The sequence below is a fragment of the Rubrimonas sp. genome (assembly GCF_036788415.1).
Taxonomy (GTDB): Bacteria; Pseudomonadota; Alphaproteobacteria; order Rhodobacterales; family Rhodobacteraceae; genus Rubrimonas.
The window spans coordinates 3781-26886 of record NZ_DAIQNN010000026.1 but is presented as its reverse complement, the minus strand read 5'-3'; the positions used below and the strand labels follow the sequence as shown (position 1 = coordinate 26886).

General features: G+C 71.2%; 18 protein-coding genes. 12 read left to right on the top strand and 6 right to left on the bottom strand.

All coding sequences use genetic code 11. From position 1 onward, the window contains the following. The first annotated feature begins 7 nt into the window (after window positions 1–7). The 3 genes from ccmE to V7Q31_RS08595 all read left to right on the top strand — a co-directional run bounded on the left by ccmE (window position 8) and on the right by V7Q31_RS08595 (window position 3022). The gene (ccmE, locus tag V7Q31_RS08605; protein WP_333833286.1) at window positions 8–439 is read left to right on the top strand and encodes a cytochrome c maturation protein CcmE; all 432 of its coding nucleotides are present in this window, start codon (window positions 8–10) and stop codon (window positions 437–439) included. 100 nt (window positions 440–539) lie between these two features. Beyond that, window positions 540–2558 carry a heme lyase CcmF/NrfE family subunit gene (locus V7Q31_RS08600; RefSeq protein WP_333833285.1) on the top strand — a complete coding sequence of 673 codons (2019 nt, stop codon included), beginning with the start codon at window positions 540–542 and terminating at the stop codon, window positions 2556–2558. A gap of 2 nt (window positions 2559–2560) precedes the next feature. After that, the gene (locus V7Q31_RS08595; protein WP_333833284.1) at window positions 2561–3022 is read left to right on the top strand and encodes a cytochrome c-type biogenesis protein; all 462 of its coding nucleotides are present in this window, start codon (window positions 2561–2563) and stop codon (window positions 3020–3022) included. 299 nt (window positions 3023–3321) lie between these two features. Here the strand turns inward: V7Q31_RS08595 and accC are convergent, their stop codons facing one another. The 4 genes from accC to V7Q31_RS08575 form a co-directional block, all read right to left on the bottom strand. Then, the gene (accC, locus tag V7Q31_RS08590) at window positions 3322–4659 is read right to left on the bottom strand and encodes an acetyl-CoA carboxylase biotin carboxylase subunit (protein WP_333833283.1); all 1338 of its coding nucleotides are present in this window, start codon (window positions 4657–4659) and stop codon (window positions 3322–3324) included. A gap of 2 nt (window positions 4660–4661) precedes the next feature. Then, the gene (gene accB / locus V7Q31_RS08585; protein WP_333833282.1) at window positions 4662–5171 is read right to left on the bottom strand and encodes an acetyl-CoA carboxylase biotin carboxyl carrier protein; all 510 of its coding nucleotides are present in this window, start codon (window positions 5169–5171) and stop codon (window positions 4662–4664) included. Between the two features lie 187 nt (window positions 5172–5358). Then, window positions 5359–6102 (bottom strand): DsbA family protein, encoded by a 744-nt coding sequence (locus V7Q31_RS08580; protein ID WP_333833281.1) that lies wholly within the window; start codon window positions 6100–6102, stop codon window positions 5359–5361. 43 nt (window positions 6103–6145) lie between these two features. Next, window positions 6146–7489: a M48 family metalloprotease gene (locus V7Q31_RS08575; protein ID WP_333833280.1), complete on the bottom strand. Its 1344-nt coding sequence runs from the start codon at window positions 7487–7489 to the stop codon at window positions 6146–6148. 113 nt (window positions 7490–7602) lie between these two features. Here V7Q31_RS08575 and V7Q31_RS08570 point away from each other — a divergent pair, with 113 nt between their 5' ends. Beyond that, complete coding sequence (locus V7Q31_RS08570; RefSeq protein ID WP_333833279.1) at window positions 7603–8754, top strand: pyridoxal phosphate-dependent aminotransferase; 1152 nt, start codon at window positions 7603–7605, stop codon at window positions 8752–8754. A 45-nt stretch (window positions 8755–8799) separates the two neighbouring features. Here the strand turns inward: V7Q31_RS08570 and V7Q31_RS08565 are convergent, their stop codons facing one another. Next, window positions 8800–11844, bottom strand: coding sequence for an Rne/Rng family ribonuclease (locus V7Q31_RS08565; protein WP_442976424.1), 3045 nt, complete (start codon window positions 11842–11844; stop codon window positions 8800–8802). Window positions 11845–12274: 430 nt separating this feature from the next. Between V7Q31_RS08565 and V7Q31_RS08560 the strand changes: the two genes are divergently transcribed. The 8 genes from V7Q31_RS08560 (at window position 12275) to V7Q31_RS08525 (ending at window position 22598) form a co-directional block, all read left to right on the top strand. Next, window positions 12275–13429 (top strand): N-acetylmuramoyl-L-alanine amidase, encoded by a 1155-nt coding sequence (locus V7Q31_RS08560; protein ID WP_333833277.1) that lies wholly within the window; start codon window positions 12275–12277, stop codon window positions 13427–13429. Between the two features lie 101 nt (window positions 13430–13530). Then, window positions 13531–16005 carry a penicillin-binding protein 1A gene (locus V7Q31_RS08555; RefSeq protein ID WP_333833276.1) on the top strand — a complete coding sequence of 825 codons (2475 nt, stop codon included), beginning with the start codon at window positions 13531–13533 and terminating at the stop codon, window positions 16003–16005. Window positions 16006–16113: 108 nt separating this feature from the next. After that, window positions 16114–17241 carry a peptide chain release factor 2 gene (gene prfB / locus V7Q31_RS08550; RefSeq protein WP_333833275.1) on the top strand — a complete coding sequence of 376 codons (1128 nt, stop codon included), beginning with the start codon at window positions 16114–16116 and terminating at the stop codon, window positions 17239–17241. After that, window positions 17238–18437, top strand: a complete 1200-nt coding sequence (locus V7Q31_RS08545; protein WP_333833274.1) for an aminotransferase — start codon at window positions 17238–17240, stop codon at window positions 18435–18437. The genes prfB and V7Q31_RS08545 overlap by 4 nt, the downstream gene beginning before the upstream one ends. Before the next feature lie 99 nt (window positions 18438–18536). Further along, window positions 18537–19424: an alpha/beta fold hydrolase BchO gene (gene bchO, locus V7Q31_RS08540; RefSeq protein WP_333833273.1), complete on the top strand. Its 888-nt coding sequence runs from the start codon at window positions 18537–18539 to the stop codon at window positions 19422–19424. 128 nt (window positions 19425–19552) lie between these two features. Continuing rightward, window positions 19553–21019: a phytoene desaturase family protein gene (crtI, locus tag V7Q31_RS08535; RefSeq protein ID WP_333833272.1), complete on the top strand. Its 1467-nt coding sequence runs from the start codon at window positions 19553–19555 to the stop codon at window positions 21017–21019. Next, window positions 21016–22074 (top strand): phytoene/squalene synthase family protein, encoded by a 1059-nt coding sequence (locus V7Q31_RS08530; protein WP_333833271.1) that lies wholly within the window; start codon window positions 21016–21018, stop codon window positions 22072–22074. Before crtI ends, V7Q31_RS08530 begins: the two co-directional genes overlap by 4 nt. A gap of 5 nt (window positions 22075–22079) precedes the next feature. Continuing rightward, the gene (locus V7Q31_RS08525) at window positions 22080–22598 is read left to right on the top strand and encodes a TspO/MBR family protein (protein WP_333833270.1); all 519 of its coding nucleotides are present in this window, start codon (window positions 22080–22082) and stop codon (window positions 22596–22598) included. A 140-nt stretch (window positions 22599–22738) separates the two neighbouring features. Here V7Q31_RS08525 and V7Q31_RS08520 read toward each other — a convergent pair whose 3' ends face one another. Further along, the gene (locus V7Q31_RS08520; RefSeq protein WP_333833269.1) at window positions 22739–23089 is read right to left on the bottom strand and encodes a winged helix-turn-helix transcriptional regulator; all 351 of its coding nucleotides are present in this window, start codon (window positions 23087–23089) and stop codon (window positions 22739–22741) included. Window positions 23090–23106: the final 17 nt, after the last annotated feature.

Genomic DNA, 23106 nt, shown 5'->3' with positions numbered 1-23106 from the left:
TTTTTCAATGGCGATGACCCGCAAGCGCCGGCGGACCCTGATGCTCGCAGCCGGCGGCGTGCTTCTCTCGGCGGCGACCGTGCTGGCGACGGTCGCGTTCCGCGACTCCATCGTGTTTTTCGTCCCGCCGTCGGAACTTCTGGCGCAGGCCCCCGATCCGGACCAGCGCCTGCGCGTCGGCGGCATGGTGGTCGAAGGCACAGTGGTGCGCGGCGAGAGCGAAGTCGTGCGCTTCACCGTCACCGACAATATCGACGAGGTGGAAGTGCGCTTCGCAGGCGTGCTGCCCGACCTGTTCCGCGAGGGCCAGGGCATCGTCGCCGAAGGCTACTGGCGCAACGGCGTGTTCGAGGCGCGCGAAGTGCTCGCCAAGCATGACGAGAAATACATGCCGCCCTCCATCGCCGACATGCATGGCGAACCGCGCCCCGGCGTCTGAGCCGCCCCGCGGACACTACGCCGCGGCGCGCGGGTTTGACCCCCCGCGCGCGTCGACTATCGTCGTTTGAGACAACCGATCCAGCCAGCGGAACGCGCGCATGATCGCCGAACTCGGACATTTCCTGCTGATCCTCGCCTTCGTCGTCTCGCTGGTGGCGGCCACGCTGCCGCTGATCGGCGCGCAGCGCGGCTGGGCGGACTGGATGGAGATGGCGGTCCCCGCCTCGACAGCGCTGTTCGCGCTGGTGGCGGCCTCCTTCGCGGCGCTGACCTGGTCTTTCGTGACCTCGGATTTCTCGGTCGCGCTGGTGGCGGCGAACTCGCACACCGCCAAGCCGATGCTCTACAAGGTCTCGGGCGTTTGGGGGAACCATGAGGGCTCGCTGCTCCTGTGGGTGCTGATCCTCGCGCTGTTCGGGGCGATGGTGGCGTGGTGGGGCCGCAACATCCCGCCGGGGCTGAAGGCGCGCGCGCTGGCGGTGCAGGCGATGATCTCGGCGGGCTTCCTCGCCTTCATGCTGTTCACCTCGAACCCGTTCCTGCGCCTTTTCCCCGCGCCGCCGAACGGGGCCGACCTCAACCCGCTGCTGCAGGACCCCGGCCTCGCATTCCATCCGCCGTTTCTCTATCTGGGCTATGTCGGCCTCTCGATGGCCTTCTCCTTCGCCGCCGCCGCGCTGATCGAGGGCAGGGTCGACGCCGCCTGGGCGCGCTGGGTGCGGCCATGGGCCATCGTCGCATGGGCGACGCTGACCGTCGGCATCGCGCTGGGATCGTGGTGGGCTTATTACGAACTCGGCTGGGGCGGCTTCTGGTTCTGGGATCCGGTCGAGAACGCCTCCTTCATGCCGTGGCTCGCTTCGGTGGCGCTGCTGCACTCGGCCATCGTCGTCGAGAAGCGGGGCGCGCTGAAGAACTGGACCATCCTGATGGCGATCCTCGGCTTCTCGCTGTCGTTGATGGGAACGTTCATCGTGCGCTCCGGCGTGATCGACAGCGTGCACGCCTTCGCGGTCGACCCCGAGCGCGGCGTCTTCATCCTGCTGCTGCTGGTCGTGGCCATCGGCGGGTCGCTCGCGCTCTACGCCTGGCGGGCGCCGGCGCTGAAATCGGAAGGAGTGTTCGCGCCGGTCAGCCGCGAGAGCGGGCTGATCCTGAACAACCTCATCATGATGGCGGCGCTCGGCGTGGTGTTCGCCGGCACGATGGCCCCGATGGTGCGCGAGGCGATCACCGGCGACAAGATCACCGTCGGCGCGCCCTTCTTCGACATGGCCTTCACGCCCTTCATGGTGCTGATGGCGCTGGCGCTGCCGCTGGGCGCCATGACGCCGTGGAAGCGCGGCGATGCGGGAAAGGTGCTGCTGAAGCTATGGTGGGCCGCCGCCGCGGCGCTGGGCATCGGGATTCTGGCGTGGAGCGTGCAGGGCGGCGGCTCGCCCATGGCGCCGGTCGCGATGGGGCTGGCGCTCTGGATCGCCTTCGGGATCGTCGCCGAGCTGCTCGAACGCGCCAAGATCGGCAAGGGGCCGCTGGCGGAGAGCTGGCGGCGCATCGCGCGCACCCCACGCGCCGACTGGGCGAAGTGGACGGCGCATGGCGGCGTCGCGGTGATGTTCTGGGGCGTGGGCGCGATCACCGCCTGGCAGACCGAGGACATCCGCGTGGCGCGGCCCGGCGACGTCATCCCGATCGGCGGCTACGAGATCCGCTTCGACGGCGTGGAGCAGATCCAGGGCCCGAACTACGTCGCAGAGCGCGGCGAGTTCACCGCCTTCAAGGACGGGCGCGAGGTGGCGCACAAATATCCCGAGAAGCGCATCTACACCGAAGGGCGCTCGCCAATGCCCACCACGGAGGCCGGGATCGCCTACGGCTTCACCCGCGACCTCTACATCGTGCTGGGCGACCCGCAGCAGCCGCGGCCGGGCGAGGCGCCGGGGGCCTACGCCGTGCGCAGCTATGTGAAGCCCTTCGCCAACTGGATCTGGGGCGGCGCAGTGATCATGGCGCTGGGCGGCGTTCTGAGCCTGAGCGACCGGCGCTATCGGGTCGGCGCGCCGGTCCGCGCGCGCCGCGCCGCGCCGGCGAGCCCCGCGCTGACGCCGGCGGAATGACCATGCGCGCGCTGCTCGTCGCCCTCGCGCTGGTCGCGGCGTCGCCGTCGCTCGCAGTGCAGCCCGACGAGATGCTGGCCGACCCGCAGCAGGAGGCGCGGGCGCGCGAGCTCTCGAAGGGGCTGCGTTGTCTGGTCTGCCGTAACGAGGCGATCGACGACAGCAACGCCGAACTCGCCAAGACGCTGCGTCTTCTCGTGCGCGAGCGAATCGTCGAGGGCGACAGCGACGCTGAAGTCCTCGACTACGTCGTCGACCGCTACGGCGAATACGTCCTGCTCAAACCGCGCTTCACCGCCGCCAACGCGCTCATCTGGGCGTCGGGGCCGCTGCTCTTCCTGATCGGCGGCGCGCTGGCCTGGCGCTATGTCCGGGCGCGGGCGACGGCGGCGGAGCCGGCCTCGCGCAGCCGCCCGCTCTCCTCCGAGGAAGAGCGGCGGCTCGCCGAACTGCTCGACACCTGAGTTGATCTCCGCCCGGTTCCACCGAATCGGTTTGTGGATTGCCGCGCTGCGGTGCGGAGTTTAGCGCCAGCTAAAGTCATCTTGTCGCATGATTTCAGGTGCTTGCGACTAAGGTCGATAGTGGCGGGCGGGGATTTGCGGCGGATTTGCGAAATCTTCCCTTGCCAATGCTGCGGCGCACACATAGATTGATCAACAGCGGCGTTCGCGCCGTCGCCCTTCCTGGGCGTTTCCTCCCTAGACTTGGGCCGCCTTCGGGCGGCCCTTTTTTTCGTCAGGGGATCGCCGGCGGGCCGCGCTTACCCCGCCAGCCAGCGCTCCAGCCAATGGATGTCGTAATCGCCGCGCCGGAATTCGGGCTCGGCGAGCAGCGCGCGAAACAGCGGCGCCGTCGTGTCGACCCCGTCCACGATCAGTTCCGCCAGCGACCGCTCGAGCCGGGCCAGCGCGCCGGCGCGATCCTCGCCGGAGACGATCAGCTTGGCGATCAGGCTGTCGTAATAGGGCGGGATCGAATAGCCGGCGTAGATTGCGCTGTCCATGCGCACGCCGGGCCCGCCCGGCGCGTGATAGGCGGTGATCCGGCCCGGAGAAGGGGTGAAGTTCGGCAGCTTCTCGGCGTTGATCCGGCACTCCACCGCCCAGCCGCGCGGCACGAGGCTCTCCTGCGTGCGCGACAGGCCGAGGCCGGCGGCGATGCGAATCTGCTCGCGCACGAGATCGACGCCGTAAACCCGCTCGGTGACGGGGTGCTCGACCTGCAGGCGCGTGTTCATCTCGATGAAATAGAAATTCCCGTCCTCGTAGAGGAATTCGACCGTGCCGACGCCGCGATAGCGCAGCTGCGCCATCGCCTCGGCGCAGATGCGGCCGATCTCGGCCCGCTGCTCGCGGTTGAGGGCGGGCGAGGGCGATTCCTCGAACACCTTCTGATGGCGGCGCTGGAGCGAACAGTCGCGCTCGCCCAGATGCACCGCCGCGCCGCGCCCGTCGCCCACCACCTGCACTTCGATGTGGCGCGGACGCTGGAGATACTTCTCCAGATAGACCGCCCCGTCGCCGAAGGCCGCCTGCGCCTCGGCGCGGGCGTTGGAGAACGCCTCCGACAGCGCGCCGGCGTCGCGCGCGACTTTCATGCCCCGCCCGCCGCCGCCGGCGGCGGCCTTGATCAGCACCGGGTAGCCGATCGCCTCGGCGGCCTCGGCGGCCTCGGCGACGTCGGTCACCGCGCCGTCGGAGCCGGGAACGCAGGGCACGCCCAGCGCCTTCATCGTCTCCTTGGCGGCGATCTTGTCGCCCATGACGCGGATGTGCTCCGCGGTCGGGCCGATGAAGGCGAGCTGATGCTCCTCGACGATCTGGGCGAACTGCGCGTTCTCCGACAGAAAGCCGTAGCCCGGGTGGATCGCCTCGGCGCCCGAGATCTCGCAGGCGGTGATGATCGCGGGGATGTTGAGATAGGAGTTGGCGGCGGGCGGCGGCCCGATGCAGACGCTCTCGTCGGCGAGCCGCACATGCATCGCGTCGCTGTCGGCGGTTGAGTGGACGGCGACTGTCGAGATGCCCATTTCGCGGCATGCGCGGTGGATGCGCAGCGCGATTTCGCCCCGGTTGGCGATCAGGATCTTGGAGAACATGCTCAGGCTATGATCATCAGCGGCGCGCCGAACTCGACCGGCTGCTTGTCCTCGATCAGGATGCGCAGGACCGTGCCGGAGCGCGGGCTGGGGATCTGGTTCATAGTCTTCATCGCCTCGATGATGAGGAGCGTCTGGCCTTCCTTCACCGTGTCGCCGACTTTCACATAGGCCGGGGCGGAGGGTTCCGGCGACATGTAGGCGGTGCCGACCATCGGCGAGGTGACTGCGCCGGGATGGCTGGCGGGATCCTCGGGGGCGGCGGCGGCGACCGGTTCGGGGCCGGGCGCTGCGGGCGCCTGCGCCGGCGGCGCGGGCGCGAGATGCGGATGCGGCGCATGGGTGAAGACGGGCGCGTGAAGCATCGGCGCTCCGCCGCGCTGGAGGCGGACCTTCAACTCGCCGGTCTCGCCGGTGGCGCGCGAGACTTCCAGCTCGCTCAGGTCGCTCTCGCGCAACAGCGCGGCGAGCGCCTGAATGAAGGCGATGTCCTCTTCCGTGGTCGTGCTCATCGGCGCCGCCTTTCTCGTTCCTGTGCGCGCGCGGTCCGGCAGGGGCGCGGCGTCGTCCGCTGCGATGCGCGGGACGTTGGCGCGCGCGCCGGGCGCGCTGGCCCGGCGCGCGCGCGGTCGCCTTATACGCCCCGTCCGCGCACCCGCCAAGCGGCGGCGCGCGCGCGACAATCGCCGCGTCGGCGGGTCAGTCGGCGGCGCGCGCCTGCGCCACGAGCTGGACCATCGCGTCGTAGGGCGCGAAGCCGCGCAGCACCTGGTCGCCGATCACGAAGCCGGGCGTGCCCTCGATGCGCAGCGCCTGCGCGAGCTGATAGTTGGCGCGGATGCGGGCCTCGATCTCGGGCGACGCCATCGCCAGCCGCAGCGCCGCCTCGTCGAAGCCCGCCTGCGCGGCGAGTCCGAAGATCGCCGCCTCGTCGAGCTGGCCGCGATGGGTCATCATCGCCTCGTGAAAGGCCTCGTAGCGCTCGGGGTCCTCCATCCGCGCCGCCATCGCAGCGGCGGACGCCATCGCGCTGTCGGGGCCGAGAACGGGAAAATCCTTCAGGATCAGCGCGATGTTCCCGTCTTCCTCCAGGAGGCGCATCACCTCGGGATGGGCGCGCTTGCAGTAGCCGCATCGATAGTCGGAAAACTCGACGATCACGACGTCGCCCTCGGGATTGCCGAAGACATGGCTGTAGCCGTCCTCGAACAGCGCTTCCCGGGCGGAGGCGATCAGCTCGCCGTCGGCGGCGGCCTGCGCCTGCTGGCGGCGCGCCTCCAGAACTTCGAGCGCTTCGATCAAAAGCTCGGGATTCTCAAGAATGTAGCTGCGGATGCGCTCGTCCAGCGCGTCCCTCTGCGCAGGGGTGAAGGCGTCTTGCGCCGTGACGGGCGCGGCGAGCGCCGTCGAGGCTGCGACGAGGAGAGGGGCGATGCGGCGCATGGGCGCTCCTTTGCTGGGGGAAGGGGGGCGGCGACGCCGCCGGTCAGTCGTCCTTTCGCTCGAACTCGGCGAGCGTTTCCACGTCCTGCGCGCGCAGCCAAGCGGGCGAGCCGGCCGGCAGCTGCGCCATGGCGCGGCGCGCCTGCAGACCTGCGTCCTCGAAATCGCCTTGCAATGCAAGCCGTTCGGCGGTCGCCAGCGCCGCCTCGCCGTCGCGGCCCGCGCGCGCATAGGCGATGGCGAGATCGCGCAGGATGCGCGCGTCTCCGGGGTCGTCGCGGCTGGCGCGCTCCAGCGTGCGCAGCGCCTCGGCGTCCTGTCCGGCGGCCAGCAGCGCCCGCCCAAGCCCGCCGGCGATCAGCGGCGCGTCAGGGACCAGCGACACCGCCCGGCGATAGGGCGCGACGGCGTCCGCCGCGCGGTTGCTCTCGAGCAGGATCTGGCCGCGCAGCTCCCAGTAATAGGGGTCGTCGGGCTCCTCGCGCAGCAGGCCGTCGAGCACGTCGAGCGCCGCGTCGGTCTGCGCCATGCGAAACAGCGCGATGGCGCGGCGGTAGCGGTTGGGGGCGGAGCCCGGGTCCTCTTCGAGCTTCAGCCGTTCGAGCACGCGCTCGGGGCGCTCCAGAAACCCGTCGAGCTTGGCCTGCGCGCGGGCGTAGCGGCGCAGCATCGCCGGATCGGGGGGCGCGCCGTAGGCCGGAGACTCGCGCACGCGACGCTCCAGCAGCTGGATGCGCTCCGACGACAAGGGGTGGGTTTGGGCGTAGGGGTCGATGCGGGAGGCGGAAAACACCTCCTGCCCCTGGAACACGCGGAGCACGCCGAGCAGGCCCTCTGGGTTCACGCCGGCGCGGGTCATGAAATCCACGCCGGACTGGTCCGCCGCCGCTTCCTCGCCGCGCGAATAGGCGAGGAAGGCCCGCCGCAGCGTCTCGCGCCCGCCCATCGCCACCGCCGCGCCGGCCTGCGTCTCGCCGCTCGCCGCCGCCGCCGCGATCGCCGCCGCCATGGTCAGCGCCGAGGCGAGCGAGAGCCGATCCATATTGGCCGCCCGTCGCGCGAGATGGCCGCCGACGAGATGTCCGGTCTCATGCGCGATGACGCCCGTAATGGTGTCGGGGTCGTCGAAGCGGCGCAGCAGCCCGGTGTGGATCACCATGCTGCGCCCGTCGAACACGAAGGCGTTGAGCGCGGGGTCGTTGAGGATGAACAGCCGCAGGCTGTCGGGGCGCATGCCCGCGGCGCGCAGGATCGGCTCGGACATGTCGCGCAAGACGCCTTCGACCTCGGCGTCGCGGATCAGCCCGCGCGCCTGCGCGGGCGCCGCCGCCATCGCCAGCGCCGCGACGGCTGCGACCGCCTGCAGGATGCGCCGCATCAGCGCCATCGGCTCCTCCTCCCAAGCGCTTGCGCGCTCGCGTCGCGTGGACCATGGCGGCGCGGGCGGCGAGGGTGCGCCCGCCTCGTCCGAGGCCTACTTGCTGTAATGGGTGATGCGAGATGAAGATTTCAAGCCGCGGCGCGGTCGCTCCGTTCATCGCGATGGAGGTGATGGCCGAAGCCCGCGCCCGGGACGCGACCGGCGCGCAGGTGATCCACATGGAGGTCGGCCAGCCCGCCACCCCTGCGCCGCGCCGCGCCATCGAGGCCGCCGAACGCGCGCTGCGCGCGGACCCGCTCGGCTACACCGAGGCGACGGGCCTGCCGGCGCTGCGCGAGGCGATCTCCGCGCGCTACCGCGTCCGCCACGGCGTCGAGGTCGCGCCGGAGCGCATCGTGGTGACGCCGGGCGCGTCGGGGGCGTTCCTGCTGGCCTTCTCGGGGTTGTTCGAGGCCGGCGCGCGGGTCGCCGTCGCCGATCCGGGCTATCCGGCCTATCGCAACATCCTGCGCGCGCTCGATCTCAAGGTGGCGCGGATGGAGGCCGGGCCGGAGACCCGCTTCCAGCCCGACCCGCAGATGGTGGCGAATGCGGGCCGGCTCGGGCCGGTGGCGGGCGTGCTGGCCGCGAGCCCGGCCAACCCGACCGGATCGATGCTCGACCGCGATGCGCTGACCGATCTGGTCGAGGAGTGCCAGCGCGTCGGCGCGGTCTTCGTCTCCGACGAGATCTACCATGGGATCGAGTATGGCCCGCCGGCGCCCTCGGCGCTGGAGATCTCGAACGACCTGATCGTGGTCAACAGCTTCTCCAAGTATTTCTCGATGACCGGATGGCGGGTCGGCTGGATGGTCGTCCCGCCCGAGCACGCGCAGGCTTTCGAGCGGCTGGCGCAGAACCTGTTCATCTGTCCGCCCCATGTCAGTCAGGTCGCGGCCCTCGCCGCGCTCGACGCCGAGGAGGAGCTTCAGGCCAATCTCGCGGTCTATGCGGCGAACCGGGCGCTGCTGATGGAGGAGATGCCGAAGGCGGGCCTCGACCGGATCGCGCCCTGCGACGGCGCTTTCTATCTCTGGGCGGACCTCTCGGCGCTGACCGACGACAGCGAGGCGTTCTGCGCGCGGATGCTGGCGGAGGCCGGGGTCGCCGCGGCGCCGGGAGTGGATTTCGACCCGGTGCGCGGGGCGGGCTGGGCGCGCTTCAGCTTCGCGGGCTCCACCGCCGACATGCGCGAGGGCGCGCGGCGGCTGAAAAGCTGGCTGAAGGGCTGAGCGGGCGGCCCCGGCCCTCCTTGGCGGAGGGCCGGGGCCCGCTTGTCAGGTCGTCCCGCGATCGGCGAAGGCGCGCGAGAACCAGCCGGTGCGGCGCGGTCGCGGCGCGGCGGGCTCAGTGGGCGCCGGGGCCGGCTGCGCGGGAGCGGGCGCCGTCGCCTCCGGTTCCGGCTCCGCCAGAGGCCGCTCCGTCTCGGCGACAGGGACGGGAACCGCGGACTTGGTCTCCGGCGCGGCGCGGAGGTCATGCGCCGGGGCCGCGATCTCTTCGTCGTAGGTCGGTTCGAGGTCTTCAGTGGACGCCGAAGCGGGGGCCGCCGCGCGCGCCTCGGGCGCGGCGTCGGCCTCGGTCTCGTCTTCGTCCCCGTCGTCGTCGGACTCCGAGGGCGCGATCTCGTCCCCGAAAGCCGAGCGCGACACCGACATCGGTTCGGAATAGTCGCCGTCGCCGTCGAACACCGCGAGGGGATCGGCGGCGCGGGCGGCGGCTTCCTCCTCTTCGGTGCGGCGGCGCTTCTTGCCGCCGCGCTTGCCGCGCCGGCGGCGCGACTTCCCGCCTTCGGCCCCGTCCTGCGCGGGGTCCTTCGCATCGTCGCCGCCCCGCGGCGCGGCGGTGCGGGGCTCGGCTGCGCGGGGCTCGGCGGCGCGCGGGTCGGCGCGGCGCGGCTCCTCGCCGCGCGGGGCCGCCTGCGGTTTGGCGCGCGGGGCCTCTTCCTCGTCCTCTTCGGCGTCGCGCGGATCGTCGAGGCCGGAATAGGCGCTCTCGGCGCGCACGGCGGCTTCGGGCGCAGGCAGCGGGCGGCTGGCGGCGCGCATCCGCTCGAGCCTGTGCTCGGGGCTGACCAGCGCCGGGTCGCCCTCGATCAGCACGCTCATGCCGTAGCGGCTCTCGACCGAAAGCACGTGCTCGCGCTTCTGGTTCATCAGGAAGTTGGCGATCTGGACCGGCGCCACCACCTTGATCTCGCGCGCCTTGCCGCGCACGGCCTCGTCCTCGATCTCGCGCAGGATCGACAGGGCGAGGCTGTCGGCGGAGCGGATCAGCCCGGTGCCGTGGCAATGCGGGCAGGGGGCGGTGGAGGCCTCCAGCATCCCCGGACGCAGCCTCTGGCGCGACATCTCCATCAGCCCGAAAGCGGAGATGCGCCCCATCTGGATCCGGGCGCGGTCGGTCTTCAGGCGCTCCTTCATCCGCTTCTCGACGGCGGCGTTGTTGCGCCGCTCGTCCATGTCGATGAAGTCGATCACGATCAGGCCTGCGAGGTCGCGCAGGCGCAGCTGCCGCGCCACCTCGTCCGCGGCTTCGAGGTTGGTCTTGAGCGCGGTCTCCTCGATCGAGCCCTCGCGGGTCGAGCGGCCGGAGTTCACGTCGATCGCCACCAGCGCCTCGGTGACCCCGATCACGATGTACCCGCCCGATCTGAGCTGCACGGTCGGGTTGAACATCCCCGCCAGATAGCTCTCGACCTGATAGCGGGCGAACAGCGGCACGGTCTCGCGATAAGGCTGCACGAACTTCGCATGGCTCGGCATGAGCATGCGCATGTAGTCCTTGGCCTCGCGATAACCGTCCTCGCCCTCGACGAGAATTTCCTCGATGTCCTTGGTGTAGAGGTCGCGGATCGAGCGCTTGATCAGCGAGCCTTCCTCGTAGATCAGCGTCGGCGCGATGGATTTCAGCGTCAGCTCGCGGACCTGCTCCCACTGGCGCAGCAGGAATTCGTAGTCGCGCTTGATCTCGGCGCGGGTGCGCTGGGCGCCGGCGGTGCGGATGATCAGCCCCATGCCCTTGGGCACTTCGAATTCGCCGGCGATGGCCTTGAGCTTCTTGCGGTCCTCGGCGGAGGTGATCTTGCGGCTGATGCCGCCGCCGCGGGCGGTGTTGGGCATCAGCACGCAGTAGCGACCGGCGAGGCTGAGATAGGTGGTCAGCGCCGCGCCCTTGTTGCCGCGCTCCTCCTTGACGACCTGGACCAGCATGATCTGCCGGACCTTGATCACTTCCTGAATCTTGTAGCGGCGCATCTGGACGCGGCGCGGACGCACTTCGTCCTCGACGGTCTCGGCGCCGACGGATTCGATCTGCTCGTCCTCGGCCTCGTCGGCGCGCTGCTCCGCAGTCTCGGACGCGGCTTTCGCGGGCGCGGCCTCCGCCGCCGCCTCGGTCGTCGCCGGCTCCGTCGTCGCGGCCTCCGCGTCCGCGGTCTTGCGGCGGCTGCGCGAACGGCGGGCGCGTCGCGCCGGCTTGGGAGCGGCCTCGCTCCCGGGCTCGGCCCCGGCGTCGCCCGAACCTGAGTCGGGGCCGGCTTCGGCAGTGGTTTCGGCGGCGGGCTCGGCTTCGACCGAGGGCGCCTCGTTCGCGGAGGCGTCGGCGTCCGAGGCGTCGGCGGGCGACGGATAGTCCTCGCTCACCCTGTCCGCGCCGTCGGCGCCGCTGCTCTCGGTCATCGCGCGGGGGGGCGGAGCGTCGTCCGGCGCCGCGTCTGGGTCGGTTTCGGCGAGGTCGTCGGGGCCGGCTTCCGCCTCGGCGTCCGCGACCGGGGCCGCGCCGATCTCCGCCGCCGACTCCCGATCGGGAGACTGCGGCTCCGCATCGTCGAACGGCGCGGCGGCCGCGTCCGCGGCGGTCGCGTCGGGGATGGCGGAGGCTTCGGCGCCGGACCCGACCTCGGTCTCGGCGTCGCTCGCCGCGGCGGCTTCGGCTCCGTCGCGCGGTTTCGACCCGCGGCGGTTGCGGTTCTTGCGGCCGGAGGGGCCGCGCTTGGAGCGGCTGCGCTCCTCCTCCTCGTCATCGGCGCGGTTGTCGGCCTCTTCGGCGGCGAGCAGCGCCTCGCGGTCGGCGACCGGAATCTGGTAATAGTCGGGATGGATTTCCGCGAACGCCAAGAACCCGTGCCGGTTCCCGCCGTATTCGACGAAGGCCGCCTGCAGCGACGGCTCGACCCGCGTCACTTTCGCGAGGTAGATGTTCCCGGCGAGCTGACGCTTGTTGACGGATTCGAAGTCGAAGTCCTCGACCTTCGTTCCGTCCACGACGACGACCCGAGTTTCCTCGGGATGCGTCGCATCGATGAGCATTTTCTTAGGCATGTGTCCAGAATGATTTGGCGGCGCGCAGGCGCAGTGGGCCGCGCGACCGCTGGGGTCCGCATCACAAAGAGGGATCGCGCGGCGACGCGCGGTCGCTCGTGCGGCGCAGTCGCCGCACGGGTGTCGCCGGTTCGGGTCGCGTGGTCGCGCATCGTCCTCTCAACTCCCGACCGCGCCTTCGAGGCGCGTCGTCGCATCCGGCGGCGGCGGCGCAACGCGCCGCCCGGGAAAGCCATGAACGCGCAACGCCCGCGAGGAGCGCCCGCGAACAAGTCCGCCAAATCCCGGTGAAACCAGTTCGCGCATCAGTTGCAAGGCGTCGCACTTCATGCACGTATGAGTTGACGCCCCTGAGCACCTTCACTCTAGACGGAGCGGCGCGCCCTTGACAATTGATTTTTCCCGATGCGCGAGAGCCGCGCTTTTGGCGATGGCCCTCGGCGCCGCCTCGGCGCAAGCGGGGGATCGCGCGGGCGTGGTCGCGGCGTCGGGGGGCGTGGAGGCTGCGGGCGCGACGCTGGAGTTGCGCTTCGCGGGCCGCCCGGCGCCGCCGCACCGCCTCGGCGCGCTGACCGATCCGCCGCGGCTCGCGCTCGATTTCGATGGGGCGCGGGCCTTCTCCCCCGAGCTCGATCCGCCCGCCCCCCCCGTCCGCGCGCTGCGGTGGGGCCTCGCTGCGCCGGGCGTTTCGCGGCTGATCGTCGAGCTCGACCCGCCGGCGCTGCCGGCCCGTCCGCGCGCCTCGCGCGAGCCGGGCGGCGACGGTCGGCTCGCTTTCGACCTGCGCCCCGCCGACGCGGCCGTCTTCGCAGCCTTCGCCGAAGCCGCGCCGGCCCCCGAAGCCTCCGCCGCAGCCGCTCCGCCGGCGCCGGTCGGGCCGATGGTCGTCGCGATCGATCCCGGCCATGGCGGGATCGACCCCGGCGCGGCGCGCGGCGATCTGCGTGAGAAGGACGTGACGCTGGCCTTCGCGTTCGAGCTCGCGCAGGCGCTGCGGGAAGCGGGGTTCGCTCCGATGCTGACCCGCGAGGCGGACGTGTTCGCGCGGCTCGGAACGCGCGTGGCGCGGGCGCGCGCGGCGGGGGCGTCGGCGCTGCTGTCGATCCACGCCGACGCGCTGGGCGAAGGCGCGGGCGCGGCGTCGGGCGTCAGCGTCTACACCCTGTCGGCGCAGGCCTCCGACGCCGAGGCCGCGCTGCTGGCCGAGCGCGAGAATCAGGTGGACCGGCTGGAGGGCGGCGCGCTGCTCGGCGATGGGGCCGATCTCGCCCAGGCGCTGATCGACCTCGTCCGGCGCGAGACGCAGTCGGCGTCGCAGGCGCTCGGGGCGGCGCTGGTCGCCGAGATCGGCGCGCGCGCGCCGCTGCTGTCGGGGCGACCGCTGCGCTCGGCGGGGTTTCGCGTGTTGAAGGCGCCCGACATCCCTTCCGCGCTGATCGAACTCGGGTTTCTGTCCAGCGCGACCGACCGCGCGCGTCTGTCCGACCCCGACTGGCGGGCGCGCGTCGCCGCCGGGATCGCCGAGGCCCTGAAGCGCTGGCGCGACGCCGGCGCCGCGGCGGCGCAACAGGCGGGGGCCGACTGACCCCGCGCCGCGTGCCAATCGCGCCGGGATCGCCTATGTAATGGGTTTGGCGCGGGCGGACGGTCCGCGCCGTGACGCGGGACGGGTCGGAGCGAGGGGACATGCGGCTGATCGCGGGCATCTTCAGTCTGGGCGCGCTGATCGTCATCGCGGCGATCGGCGGCGTGGGCCTCGTGGTCTGGATGTACGATCGCGACCTGCCCAGCCATGACAGCCTCGCGGCCTATGCGCCGGCGACGCTGTCGCGCGTCTATTCGGGCGAGGGCGAGCTGATCGCCGAATTCGCCCGCGAGCGGCGCATCTTCACGCCGATCGACGAAATCCCCGATCTGGTGAAGCAGGCCTTCATCTCGGCGGAGGACAAGAACTTCTACAGCCATCCCGGCGTCGACGTGACCGGCGTCGCCCGCGCGATGGTCGCCAACCTCCAGGCGCTGCGCAGCGGCGGCGGCCGGTTGCAGGGCGCCTCCACCATCACGCAGCAGGTGATGAAGAACTTTCTGCTCTCAAGCGACTATTCGGTCGAGCGAAAGATCAAGGAGGCGATCCTCTCGATCCGCATCGAGCAGGCGTTGAGCAAGGACCAGATCCTCGAGCTCTATCTCAACGAGATCTTCCTCGGCCAGAACGCCTATGGGGTGGCCGCCGCCGCGCAACGCTATTTCGGCAAGACGCTGGAGGATCTGAGCCTCGCCGAGGCCGCCTATCTCGCGGCGCTGCCGAAGGCGCCGAGCGACCTGCACCCGGTGCGCCAGCGCGACCGCGCGGAAGGGCGACGCAACTACGTGTTGCGCGAGATGTTCGAGAACGGACGGATCGACGAAGCGGCGATGCGCGCGGCGCAGGCGGAGCCGCTGCGCACGACGCTCGACGAGGCGCTGAGCCCGCAGGTCGCCCGCCCGTCGCGCCCGGACCATTTCACCGAAGAAGTGCGTCGGCGCCTGACCGCGCAGATTGGCGAGGAGGCGCTGTTCGGCGGCGGGCTGACCGTGCGCGCGACGATCGACCCGCGGCTCCAGGAAGCGGCGGCGGAAGCGCTGCGCGCGCGGCTGCTCGACTGGGAGAGTTCGGCGCCGTGGCGCGGACCGGTCGCGCGCGTCGAGGCGCTCGACCCCGCCCGCTTCGCAGAGGCGCTGCGCGAGGTCGAGGCGGCGCGCGACATTCCCGGCTGGCGGCTCGCCGTCGCGCTCGACGTCGGCGCGCGCGCTGCGCGGCTGGGCTTCGAGGACGGCGCCGAGGGCGAGCTGGCGCTCGCCGGGGCGGGGCGCTTCGGGCGGGCCGCCGGCGCGCTCGACCGCATCCTCGCGCCCGGCGACGTGGTCCATGTCGCGCTGGAGGGCGGGGTCTGGGCGCTGCGGCAGTCGCCGGAGCTTCAGGGGGCGTTCGTGGCGATGGAGGTCGCGACGGGGCGCGTGCTGGCGCTGCAGGGCGGCTTCTCCTACGAGAATTCCGTCTTCAACCGGGCGACGCAGGCGCTGCGCCAGCCCGGCTCAGCCTTCAAGCCCTTCGTCTATGCGGCGGCGCTCGACATGGGCTATCCGCCGAACACGACGGTGCTCGACGCGCCGGTGGTGGTCGACAGCGGCGGCGAGACCTGGAAGCCCAAGAACTCCTCCGGCAGGTTCTACGGCCCGGCGCCGATGCGGCTGGGACTGGAGCTCTCGCGCAACCTGATGACCGTGCGTCTCGCGCAGGCGGTGGGCATGGAGACGGTCGCCGACTACGCCCGCGATTTCGGCGTCTATCGCCACATGCCGCCGCTTCTGTCCTATGCGCTCGGGGCCGGCGAGACGACGCTCTACGACCTGACCGCCGCCTATGCGATGTTCGCCAATGGCGGTCGGCGGGTGACGCCGACGCTGGTCGACCGCGTGCAGGATCGCCGCGGCGTCACGATCTATCGCCACGATGCGCGCGCCTGCCCCGGCTGCGACGACCCCTCGCGCCCGCCCGCGCCCCGCGCCGAGGCGGAGCAGGTGGTCGACCCGGTGACCGCGCGCCAGATCGTCTCGATGCTGGAGGGCGTCACCAGCAGGGGCACGGCGGCGGCCCCCTTCGCGGGGGTCGCATTCCCGGTGGCCGGCAAGACGGGCACGACGAACGACGCCAAGGACGTCTGGTTCGTCGCCGTGACGCCGAAGATCGCCGCCGGATGCTTCATCGGCATGGACGAGCCGACCCCGCTCGGGCGCGGCGCCTTTGGCGGCACGCTCTGCGCGCCGGTCGTGGCGCAGTTCCTGCGCGCCGCCCACGCCGACGGGCGCGACCCGGGGGCCTTCGACCGCCCCGATATGGCTTTCGTCCAGCAGATCGACCGCTTCTCGGGCCGTCCGGTCGACGCCGGCGGGATCGCCGAGATCTTCCGCGTCGGGCAATCGCCCTGGGACATGCCGATGATCGCGGGCGATGGCGGCCTCGCCATCGCCGCGACCGATCTGTTCCCCCTCGCCACCGAGGAGAATTTCGAGGGCGCGCCGCCGGGCGCGCTCGCCGAGACGCCCGCGCCCGGCGCGGGTCCGCAGCGCCGCCTGCCGGCGATCAGCGGCGATCTGGGCGCGCCCGGCGGGCTCTACTGAGCGCACCCCCGTTCTTGTCGGGGGGTCGGGGGAGGGCTAAGACGCGGCTTCCGCCGCATGCGCGGCGGCGCGCGCCCCGCGCGACGACATCAGGGAGGCTGCTCCGCCTTGCGCGCCGAAACCGCATCCGTGATCGCCGAGATCGAGAAGTCGCTCGCGCTCCTGCGCCAGCGCATCGGCTGGGAGACCGCCGAGCACCGGCTCGAGGAGTTCAACGCCCGCGCCGAGGACCCGTCGCTCTGGAACGACCCGGCCAAGGCGCAGAAGCTGATGCGCGAGCGGCAGGTGCTGTCGGACGCGGTGGAGGGATATCGCGCGCTCGCCGGCGATCTGAGCGACCAGATCGAGCTGATCGACATGGGCGAGGCCGAAGGCGACGCCGATATCGTCGCCGAGGCCGAGGCCGCGCTCGCCGATCTGCGCGACCGCGCCGCGCAGAAGGAGATCGAGGCGCTGCTCTCGGGCGAGATGGACGGCGCGGACACTTTCCTCGAGATCAACGCCGGCGCCGGCGGCACCGAGAGCCAGGACTGGGCGCAGATGCTCGCGCGCATGTATGTCCGCTGGGCCGAGCGGCGCGGCTACAAGGTCGATCTGATCGCCGAGAGTTCCGGCGAGGAGGCGGGCATCAAATCTGCCACCTATCAGGTCAAGGGCCAGAACGCCTATGGCTGGCTCAAGGGCGAGAGCGGCGTGCACCGGCTGGTGCGCATCTCCCCCTTCGACAGCCAGGCGCGGCGGCACACCTCGTTCAGCTCGGTCTGGGTCTATCCGGTGGTCGACGACAGCATCGAGATCGACATTCAGGACAAGGACATCCGCATCGACACCTTCCGCTCCTCGGGCGCGGGCGGCCAGCACGTCAACACCACCGACTCCGCCGTGCGGATCACCCACATCCCCACAGGGATCGTCGTGACCTCGTCGGAGAAGTCGCAGCACCAGAACCGCGCCAACTGCATGGCGGCGCTGAAGTCCCGGCTCTACGACCTCGAGATGAAGAAGCGCACCCAGGCGATTCAGGACGCGCATGACGCCAAGGGCGAGATCGGCTGGGGCAACCAGATCCGCTCCTACGTCCTCCAGCCCTACCAGATGGTCAAGGATCTGCGCACGGGCGTCGAGACCTCCGACAGCCAGGGCGTGCTCGACGGCGACCTCGACCGCTTCATGGCCGCCACGCTGGCGATGGACGTCGCCGGCAAGAGCCGCGCCGAGGCGGGCGCCGAGGCGTGACGGGCGCCGCCCCGCTCAACCCCGCTCTGGCCGCAGCCTTCGCGCCCCCGGTGATGGAGGCGCGCCGGTGGATCGCGGACCTGACCTTTCCGCCCGAGCGTCCGCTGGTCAATCTCAGCCAGGCCGCCCCGGTCGCCCCGCCCCCCGAGCCGCTGCGCCGCGCCATCGCCGAAGCCGCCCTGAACCAGCCGCAGGCCCATCTCTACGGCCCGGTGCTCGGCTCGGCCGAACTGCGCGCCGAGATCGCGTCGCAATGGTCCGACGCCTATGGCGGCGCGATCGCCCCCGAGCACGTCGCGGTCACTGCTGGCTGCAATCAGGCGTTCTGCGCCGCCGTGGCGTCGGTCGCGCAGGCGGGTGAGGCGGTGATCCTGCCGACGCCCTACTACTTCAACCACAAGATGTGGCTCGACATGTCGGGGATCGATGCCGCGCTCGCCCCCTGCGACGCCGCCGGCCTGCCCGACCCCGACCGCATCGCCGCCCTGATCGGCCCGCGCACCCGCGCGCTCGTCCTCGTCACGCCGAACAACCCCACCGGCGCCGAATACCCGCCGGAGCTGATCTCGCGCTGCGCCGAGATCGCCCGGTCGCGCGGCCTCGCCCTGATCCTCGACGAGACCTATCGCGACTTCCGCGCCGCCGAGGGCCCGCCCCACGCGCTGTTCGCCGATCCCGATTGGGGCGGGACGCTGATCCATCTCTACAGCTTCTCCAAGACCTTCCGTCTGACCGGCCACCGCGTCGGCGCGCTGATCGCGGGCGCCGAGCGGATCGCGCAGGTCGAGAAGTTCCTCGACACGGTGACGATCTGCCCGCCCCAGCTCGGCCAGATCGCCGCGCTGCGCGGGCTGCGGACCTTGCGCGACTGGGTGGCGGGCGAGCGCGCGGAAATCCTGCGCCGGCGCGCCGCGGTGGAGGCCGAATTCGGCTCGGACGCCAATGGCTGGCGGCTCCTGAGCTGCGGCGCCTATTTCGCCCAGCTCGAACACCCGTTCCCAGTGGCGTCCGACATCGTCGCCCGCCGCCTTGTCGAGACGCAGGCCGTCCTGACCTTGCCCGGAACCAAGTTCGGGCCGCGTCGCGCGGAAGGCGGCGACGGAACCGCCGAGCGCACGCTGCGCCTCGCCTTCGCGAACGCGGACGAGGCAGGTCTCGCCGAGACGTTCTCCCGGCTGCGCGCCTTCGCTCTCTAGCGGCGGCGACCGCGACGGAAGGGCCGCTTGGCGCGGCGGCGGCGCTTTCGTATCGCTGTCCTCGCCGGGCCCGGTCCGCCGGCGCGAAGGAGGTGCGCGATGCGCGACAGGCTCGATTTCGCCCGCGACGGCGCGGACTGGCCGAACCGCGAGGCGAGCCGCTTCGTCGAGGCCGCGGGGCTGCGCTGGCATGTGCAGGTGCTGGGGCAGGGGCCGGCGGTGCTGCTGCTGCACGGCACCGGCGGCGCGAGCCATTCCTGGCGCGACGCGGCGCCGCTGCTGGCCGCCAATTTCACCGTCGTCGTCCCCGACTTGCCGGGCCACGGCTTCACCGCGATGCCGCGCCGCCCGGCGCTGTCGCTGGTCAACATGGCCGCGGGCCTCGGCGGGCTCTGCGCGGCGCTCGACCTCGCGCCCGAGCTGATCGTCGGCCATTCGGCGGGGGCGGCGGTGGCGGCGCAGATGGCGCTCGACCGCCGCGCGCGCCCGCGCGCCATCGTCTCCTTCAACGGCGCGTTCCTGCCCTTCAAGGGGCTGGCCGGACTGATCTTTCCGCCGATGGCCAAGGCGCTCGCGCTCAACCCCTTCGTCCCCCGCGCCTTCGCCTGGGGGGCCGACCGCACGGCGGTGGACCGGCTGCTGGCCGGCTTCGGCGGGCGGATCGACGGCGAGGCGCGGGCGCTCTATCGCCGCCTCTTCTCCAATCCCGGCCATGTCGCCGCGGCGCTCGGCATGATGGCGAACTGGAACCTGCCGCCATTGGCGCGGGGAATGGCCAGACTAGAACCTTTCCTCGAACTGGTGGTGGGCGAGACGGACCGCACCGTCCCGCCCGCCGACGCCGCCGAGATCGCCCGGATCGTTCCGCGCGCGCATGTGACGCGGCTGGCGGGGTTGGGCCATCTCGCACATGAGGAGGACCCCGATGAAGCCGCAGCCATCATCCGCCGCGTCGCGACCGAAAGCGCGGCGCCAACGCCGTCGTGATCCGCTTGCGTCGACTCAGTTGACAGCGTAAGTGTAAACTCATGTTGACGCTCAGGGAAAATCCGCACGGTTCCGCCCCCGCAGGCGGGCCGCGCGGCGCCACCGGGCCGGCGGGACGTCCCCCCGCGGTGGTGATCGGCGCAGGCTTCGGCGGGCTGGCCGCGGCTGCGAGGCTCGGCGCGCGCGGCTACGACGTGACGCTGGTCGAGAAGCTCGACGGGCCGGGCGGCCGGGGCTACCAGTTCCAGATCGACGGCTTCACCTTCGACAGCGGCCCGACGATCATCACCGCGCCGTTCCTGTTCGAGGAGCTCTGGAAGGCCTGCGGGCGCGACTTCCATCAGGACGTGACCCTGAAGCAGCTCGACCCCTTCTACCGCATCCGTTTCGACGACGGCGACACCTTCGACACCGGCCAGAGCCATGACAAGATGGTCGAGGAAGTGCGGCGCATCTCTCCTTCCGACGTCGAAGGCTATCTGCGCTTCGAGAAGATCGCCGCGAAGATCTACGACTACGCCTTCGTGAAGCTCGCCAACGAGCCCTTCAACCGGCTCTGGCACCTCGCGCGGATGATGCCGAACCTCATCCGGCTCGGCGGCTATCTCAGCCCCTACCGCTTCGTCGCGCTGCGGATGAAGCACGAGAAGCTGCGCTTCGCCTTCAGCTTCCACCCGCTCTTCATCGGCGGCGACCCGTTCAACAGCAGCGCGCTCTACTGCCTGATCAACAAGCTCGAACGCGATTACGGCGTGGCCTACGCCATGGGCGGCACCGGCGCGCTGGTGCGCGCGATGGCCGATCTCGTCGGCCATGTCGGCGGCAGGATCCGTTACGAGACCGAAGTCGACGAGATCCTGTCCAAGGACGGGCGCGCCACGGGCGTGCGGCTCAAATCGGGCGAGACGTTGCCGGCGGACGTCGTGGTCTGCAACGCCGACCCCGCCGTCGTCTATCGCCAGATGATGCCGGGCGTGCGCCGCCGGCGCTGGACCGACGCCAAGCTCGACCGGATGAGATATTCGATGAGCGTGTTCGTCTGGTATTTCGGCACCAGGCGCCGCTACGACGACCTCGCCCACCACACCATCGTGCTGGGGCCGCGCTACAAGCCGCTGATCAAGGACATCTTCAGCCGCCACAAGCTCGCCGAGGATTTCAGCCTCTACCTCTACCGCCCCTCCGCCTCCGACCCCTCCATGGCGCCGGAAGGCTGCGACAGCTACTATGTGCTCTCGCCGGTCCCGCATCTCGACAGCGGCGACGACTGGACGCAGATCGCCGAGAGCTACCGCCAGAAGATCGAGAAGCGCCTTCAGGAGACGGTGATGCCCGGTCTGAAGGACGAGATCGTCGTCTCCCGCGTCACGACGCCGCTGGACTTCAAGCATCGGCTCAATTCGTGGAAAGGCGCGGCCTTCGGGTTCGAGCCGACGCTGCTGCAAAGCGGCTGGTTCCGCCCGCACAACGACAGCGAGGAACTGAAGGGCCTCTGGTTCGTCGGCGCTGGCACGCATCCCGGAGCGGGCTTGCCCGGAGCCGTCGGCTCGGCCAAGATCGTCGACGAAATGATACCGGAGCCCGTCATCGCGTGAAGCATCCCCCGGCATATGCGGCTGACCTCGCCTCATGTCGGGCGGCGATCCGCAGCGGGTCCAGATCGTTCTACGCCGCTTCGCTGCTGCTGCCGCGACGCGTCCGCGAGCCGGCCTATGCGCTCTATGCGTTCTGCCGGCTCGCCGACGACGCGGTGGACCTCTCGGCGGGCAAGATGGAGGCGCTGGCGCGGCTGCGCGAGCGCCTCGACCGCGCCTATCGCGGCGCGCCCCATGACGACCCCGCCGACCGCGCCTTCGCCCGCATGGTCGAGCGCTACGACCTGCCGCGCGCGCTGCCCGAAGCCCTGATCGAGGGCCTCGGCTGGGACGCCGAGGGCCGCCGCTACGAAACCCTCTCCGATCTGCGCGCCTATTCCGCCCGGGTGGCCGGCGCTGTCGGCGCGATGATGACGGTCCTGATGGGCGTGCGCGACGCCGAGACGCTGGCGCGCGCCTGCGATCTCGGCGTTGCGATGCAGCTTTCCAACATCGCCCGCGACGTGGGCGAGGACGCGCGCGAGGGCCGGCTGTTCCTGCCGCTCGACTGGCTGCGCGCCGAGGGGATCGACCCCGACGCCTTCCTCGCCGAGCCCCGCTTCACGCCCGAACTCGGCCATGTGGTGGCGGCGCTGCTGCTCGAGGCCGAACAGCTCTACGACCGCTCCGCCTCCGGCATCGCCGGCCTGCCTTTCGGCGCGCGTCCGGCGATCCGGGCGGCGCGCATCCTCTATCGCGAGATCGGACGGGAAGTGGCGCGGCGCGGCTTCGATTCGATCGGCTCTCGCGCAATCGTGCCGGACCGGCGCAAGCGGCGGCTGGTGGCGCGCGCCATCGGGGGCTTGGCGCTCCCGCAGGCCGGACGCGGCGCGGCCCCGCTGCCCGAGACCGCATTTCTCGTCGACGCTGCCGCTCGCGCGCCGCGGACGACCGTTGTCAGACCCACGGTCGGGGACCATATCGGACGCATGGCCGAAATCCTGATGAAGGCCCATGCGCGCCGCGCCGCTCAGGGCGCGGCTTCGATGCGGACGGCGCCGATGGCCGGGGAGTGACTTGGATGGGCTGGATCGACTGGACGCTGCTGGCCTTCGTCGCCCTCAACGTCGTCGCCGCGTCGAGCGGCGCTGTGTTCAAACCGGGCGCTTGGTATGAGCGACTCGCCAAACCCTCGTGGAACCCGCCGAAATGGGCGTTCCCGGTCGCCTGGACGATCATTTTCGGGTTCATCGCCGTCGCCGGCGCCATCGCGTGGCGGTCGGGCGGCGGCTTCGCCGGCGCGCCGGTCGCGATGGGGCTCTATCTGCTGCAGCTCGTGCTCAACGCGGCGTGGTCGGCGATCTTCTTCGGCATGCGCCGGCCCGATCTGGCGATGCTGGAGGTGCTGGCGCTGTGGGCCGCGGTGGCGGCCGCGACGGCGGCCTTCTTCATGGTCGATCCGCGCGCGGGCTGGCTGATGACGGTCTATCTCGCCTGGGTGACCTTCGCCGCGCGCCTCAACCACAAGATCTGGCGGCTCAATCCCGACGAGAAGGGTCAGCCCTTCGACGACGTCGCAGCCGCGGGCGCGCGCGGATGAGCATCGATCTCGTGGTGTTTCTGAAGTTCGCGGCGATCCTCGGCGGCGTGATCTGGCTCAACCGGCGCGCAAGCCGCGGCGCTCGGAGCGCTCAGGCGCGCCGCGTCGAGGACTGACGCGGCGGAAACGCCGTCCCGAAATCAGGCCCCGACGAATTCCGGCTCGCTCTCGACTTTGCGCATGCTCCAGCGCTCGCCCCAGCGGCGCATGTCGGTCAGCGGGCCGCGAAGCTCCTCGCCTTTCGGCGTCAGCCGGTATTCGAGCCGCCGCGCGCCCTCGCGCACCGGGCGCTTTTCGAGAATGCCCATCTCGACGAGCCGCCGCAGACGGTTCGACAGGATGTTCCGCGCGACCCCGAGCTGGCGTTGATAGTCGTCGAACCGCGTGACGTTCTCGAAGGACGTCCACAGGATCATCAGCATCCAGGCGTCGCCGATCTGGTCCACCGCATGGGCCAACGGGCATAGCTTGGTCTCGATCGGTTTGCGCATGCCCAATCTCCCTCGAC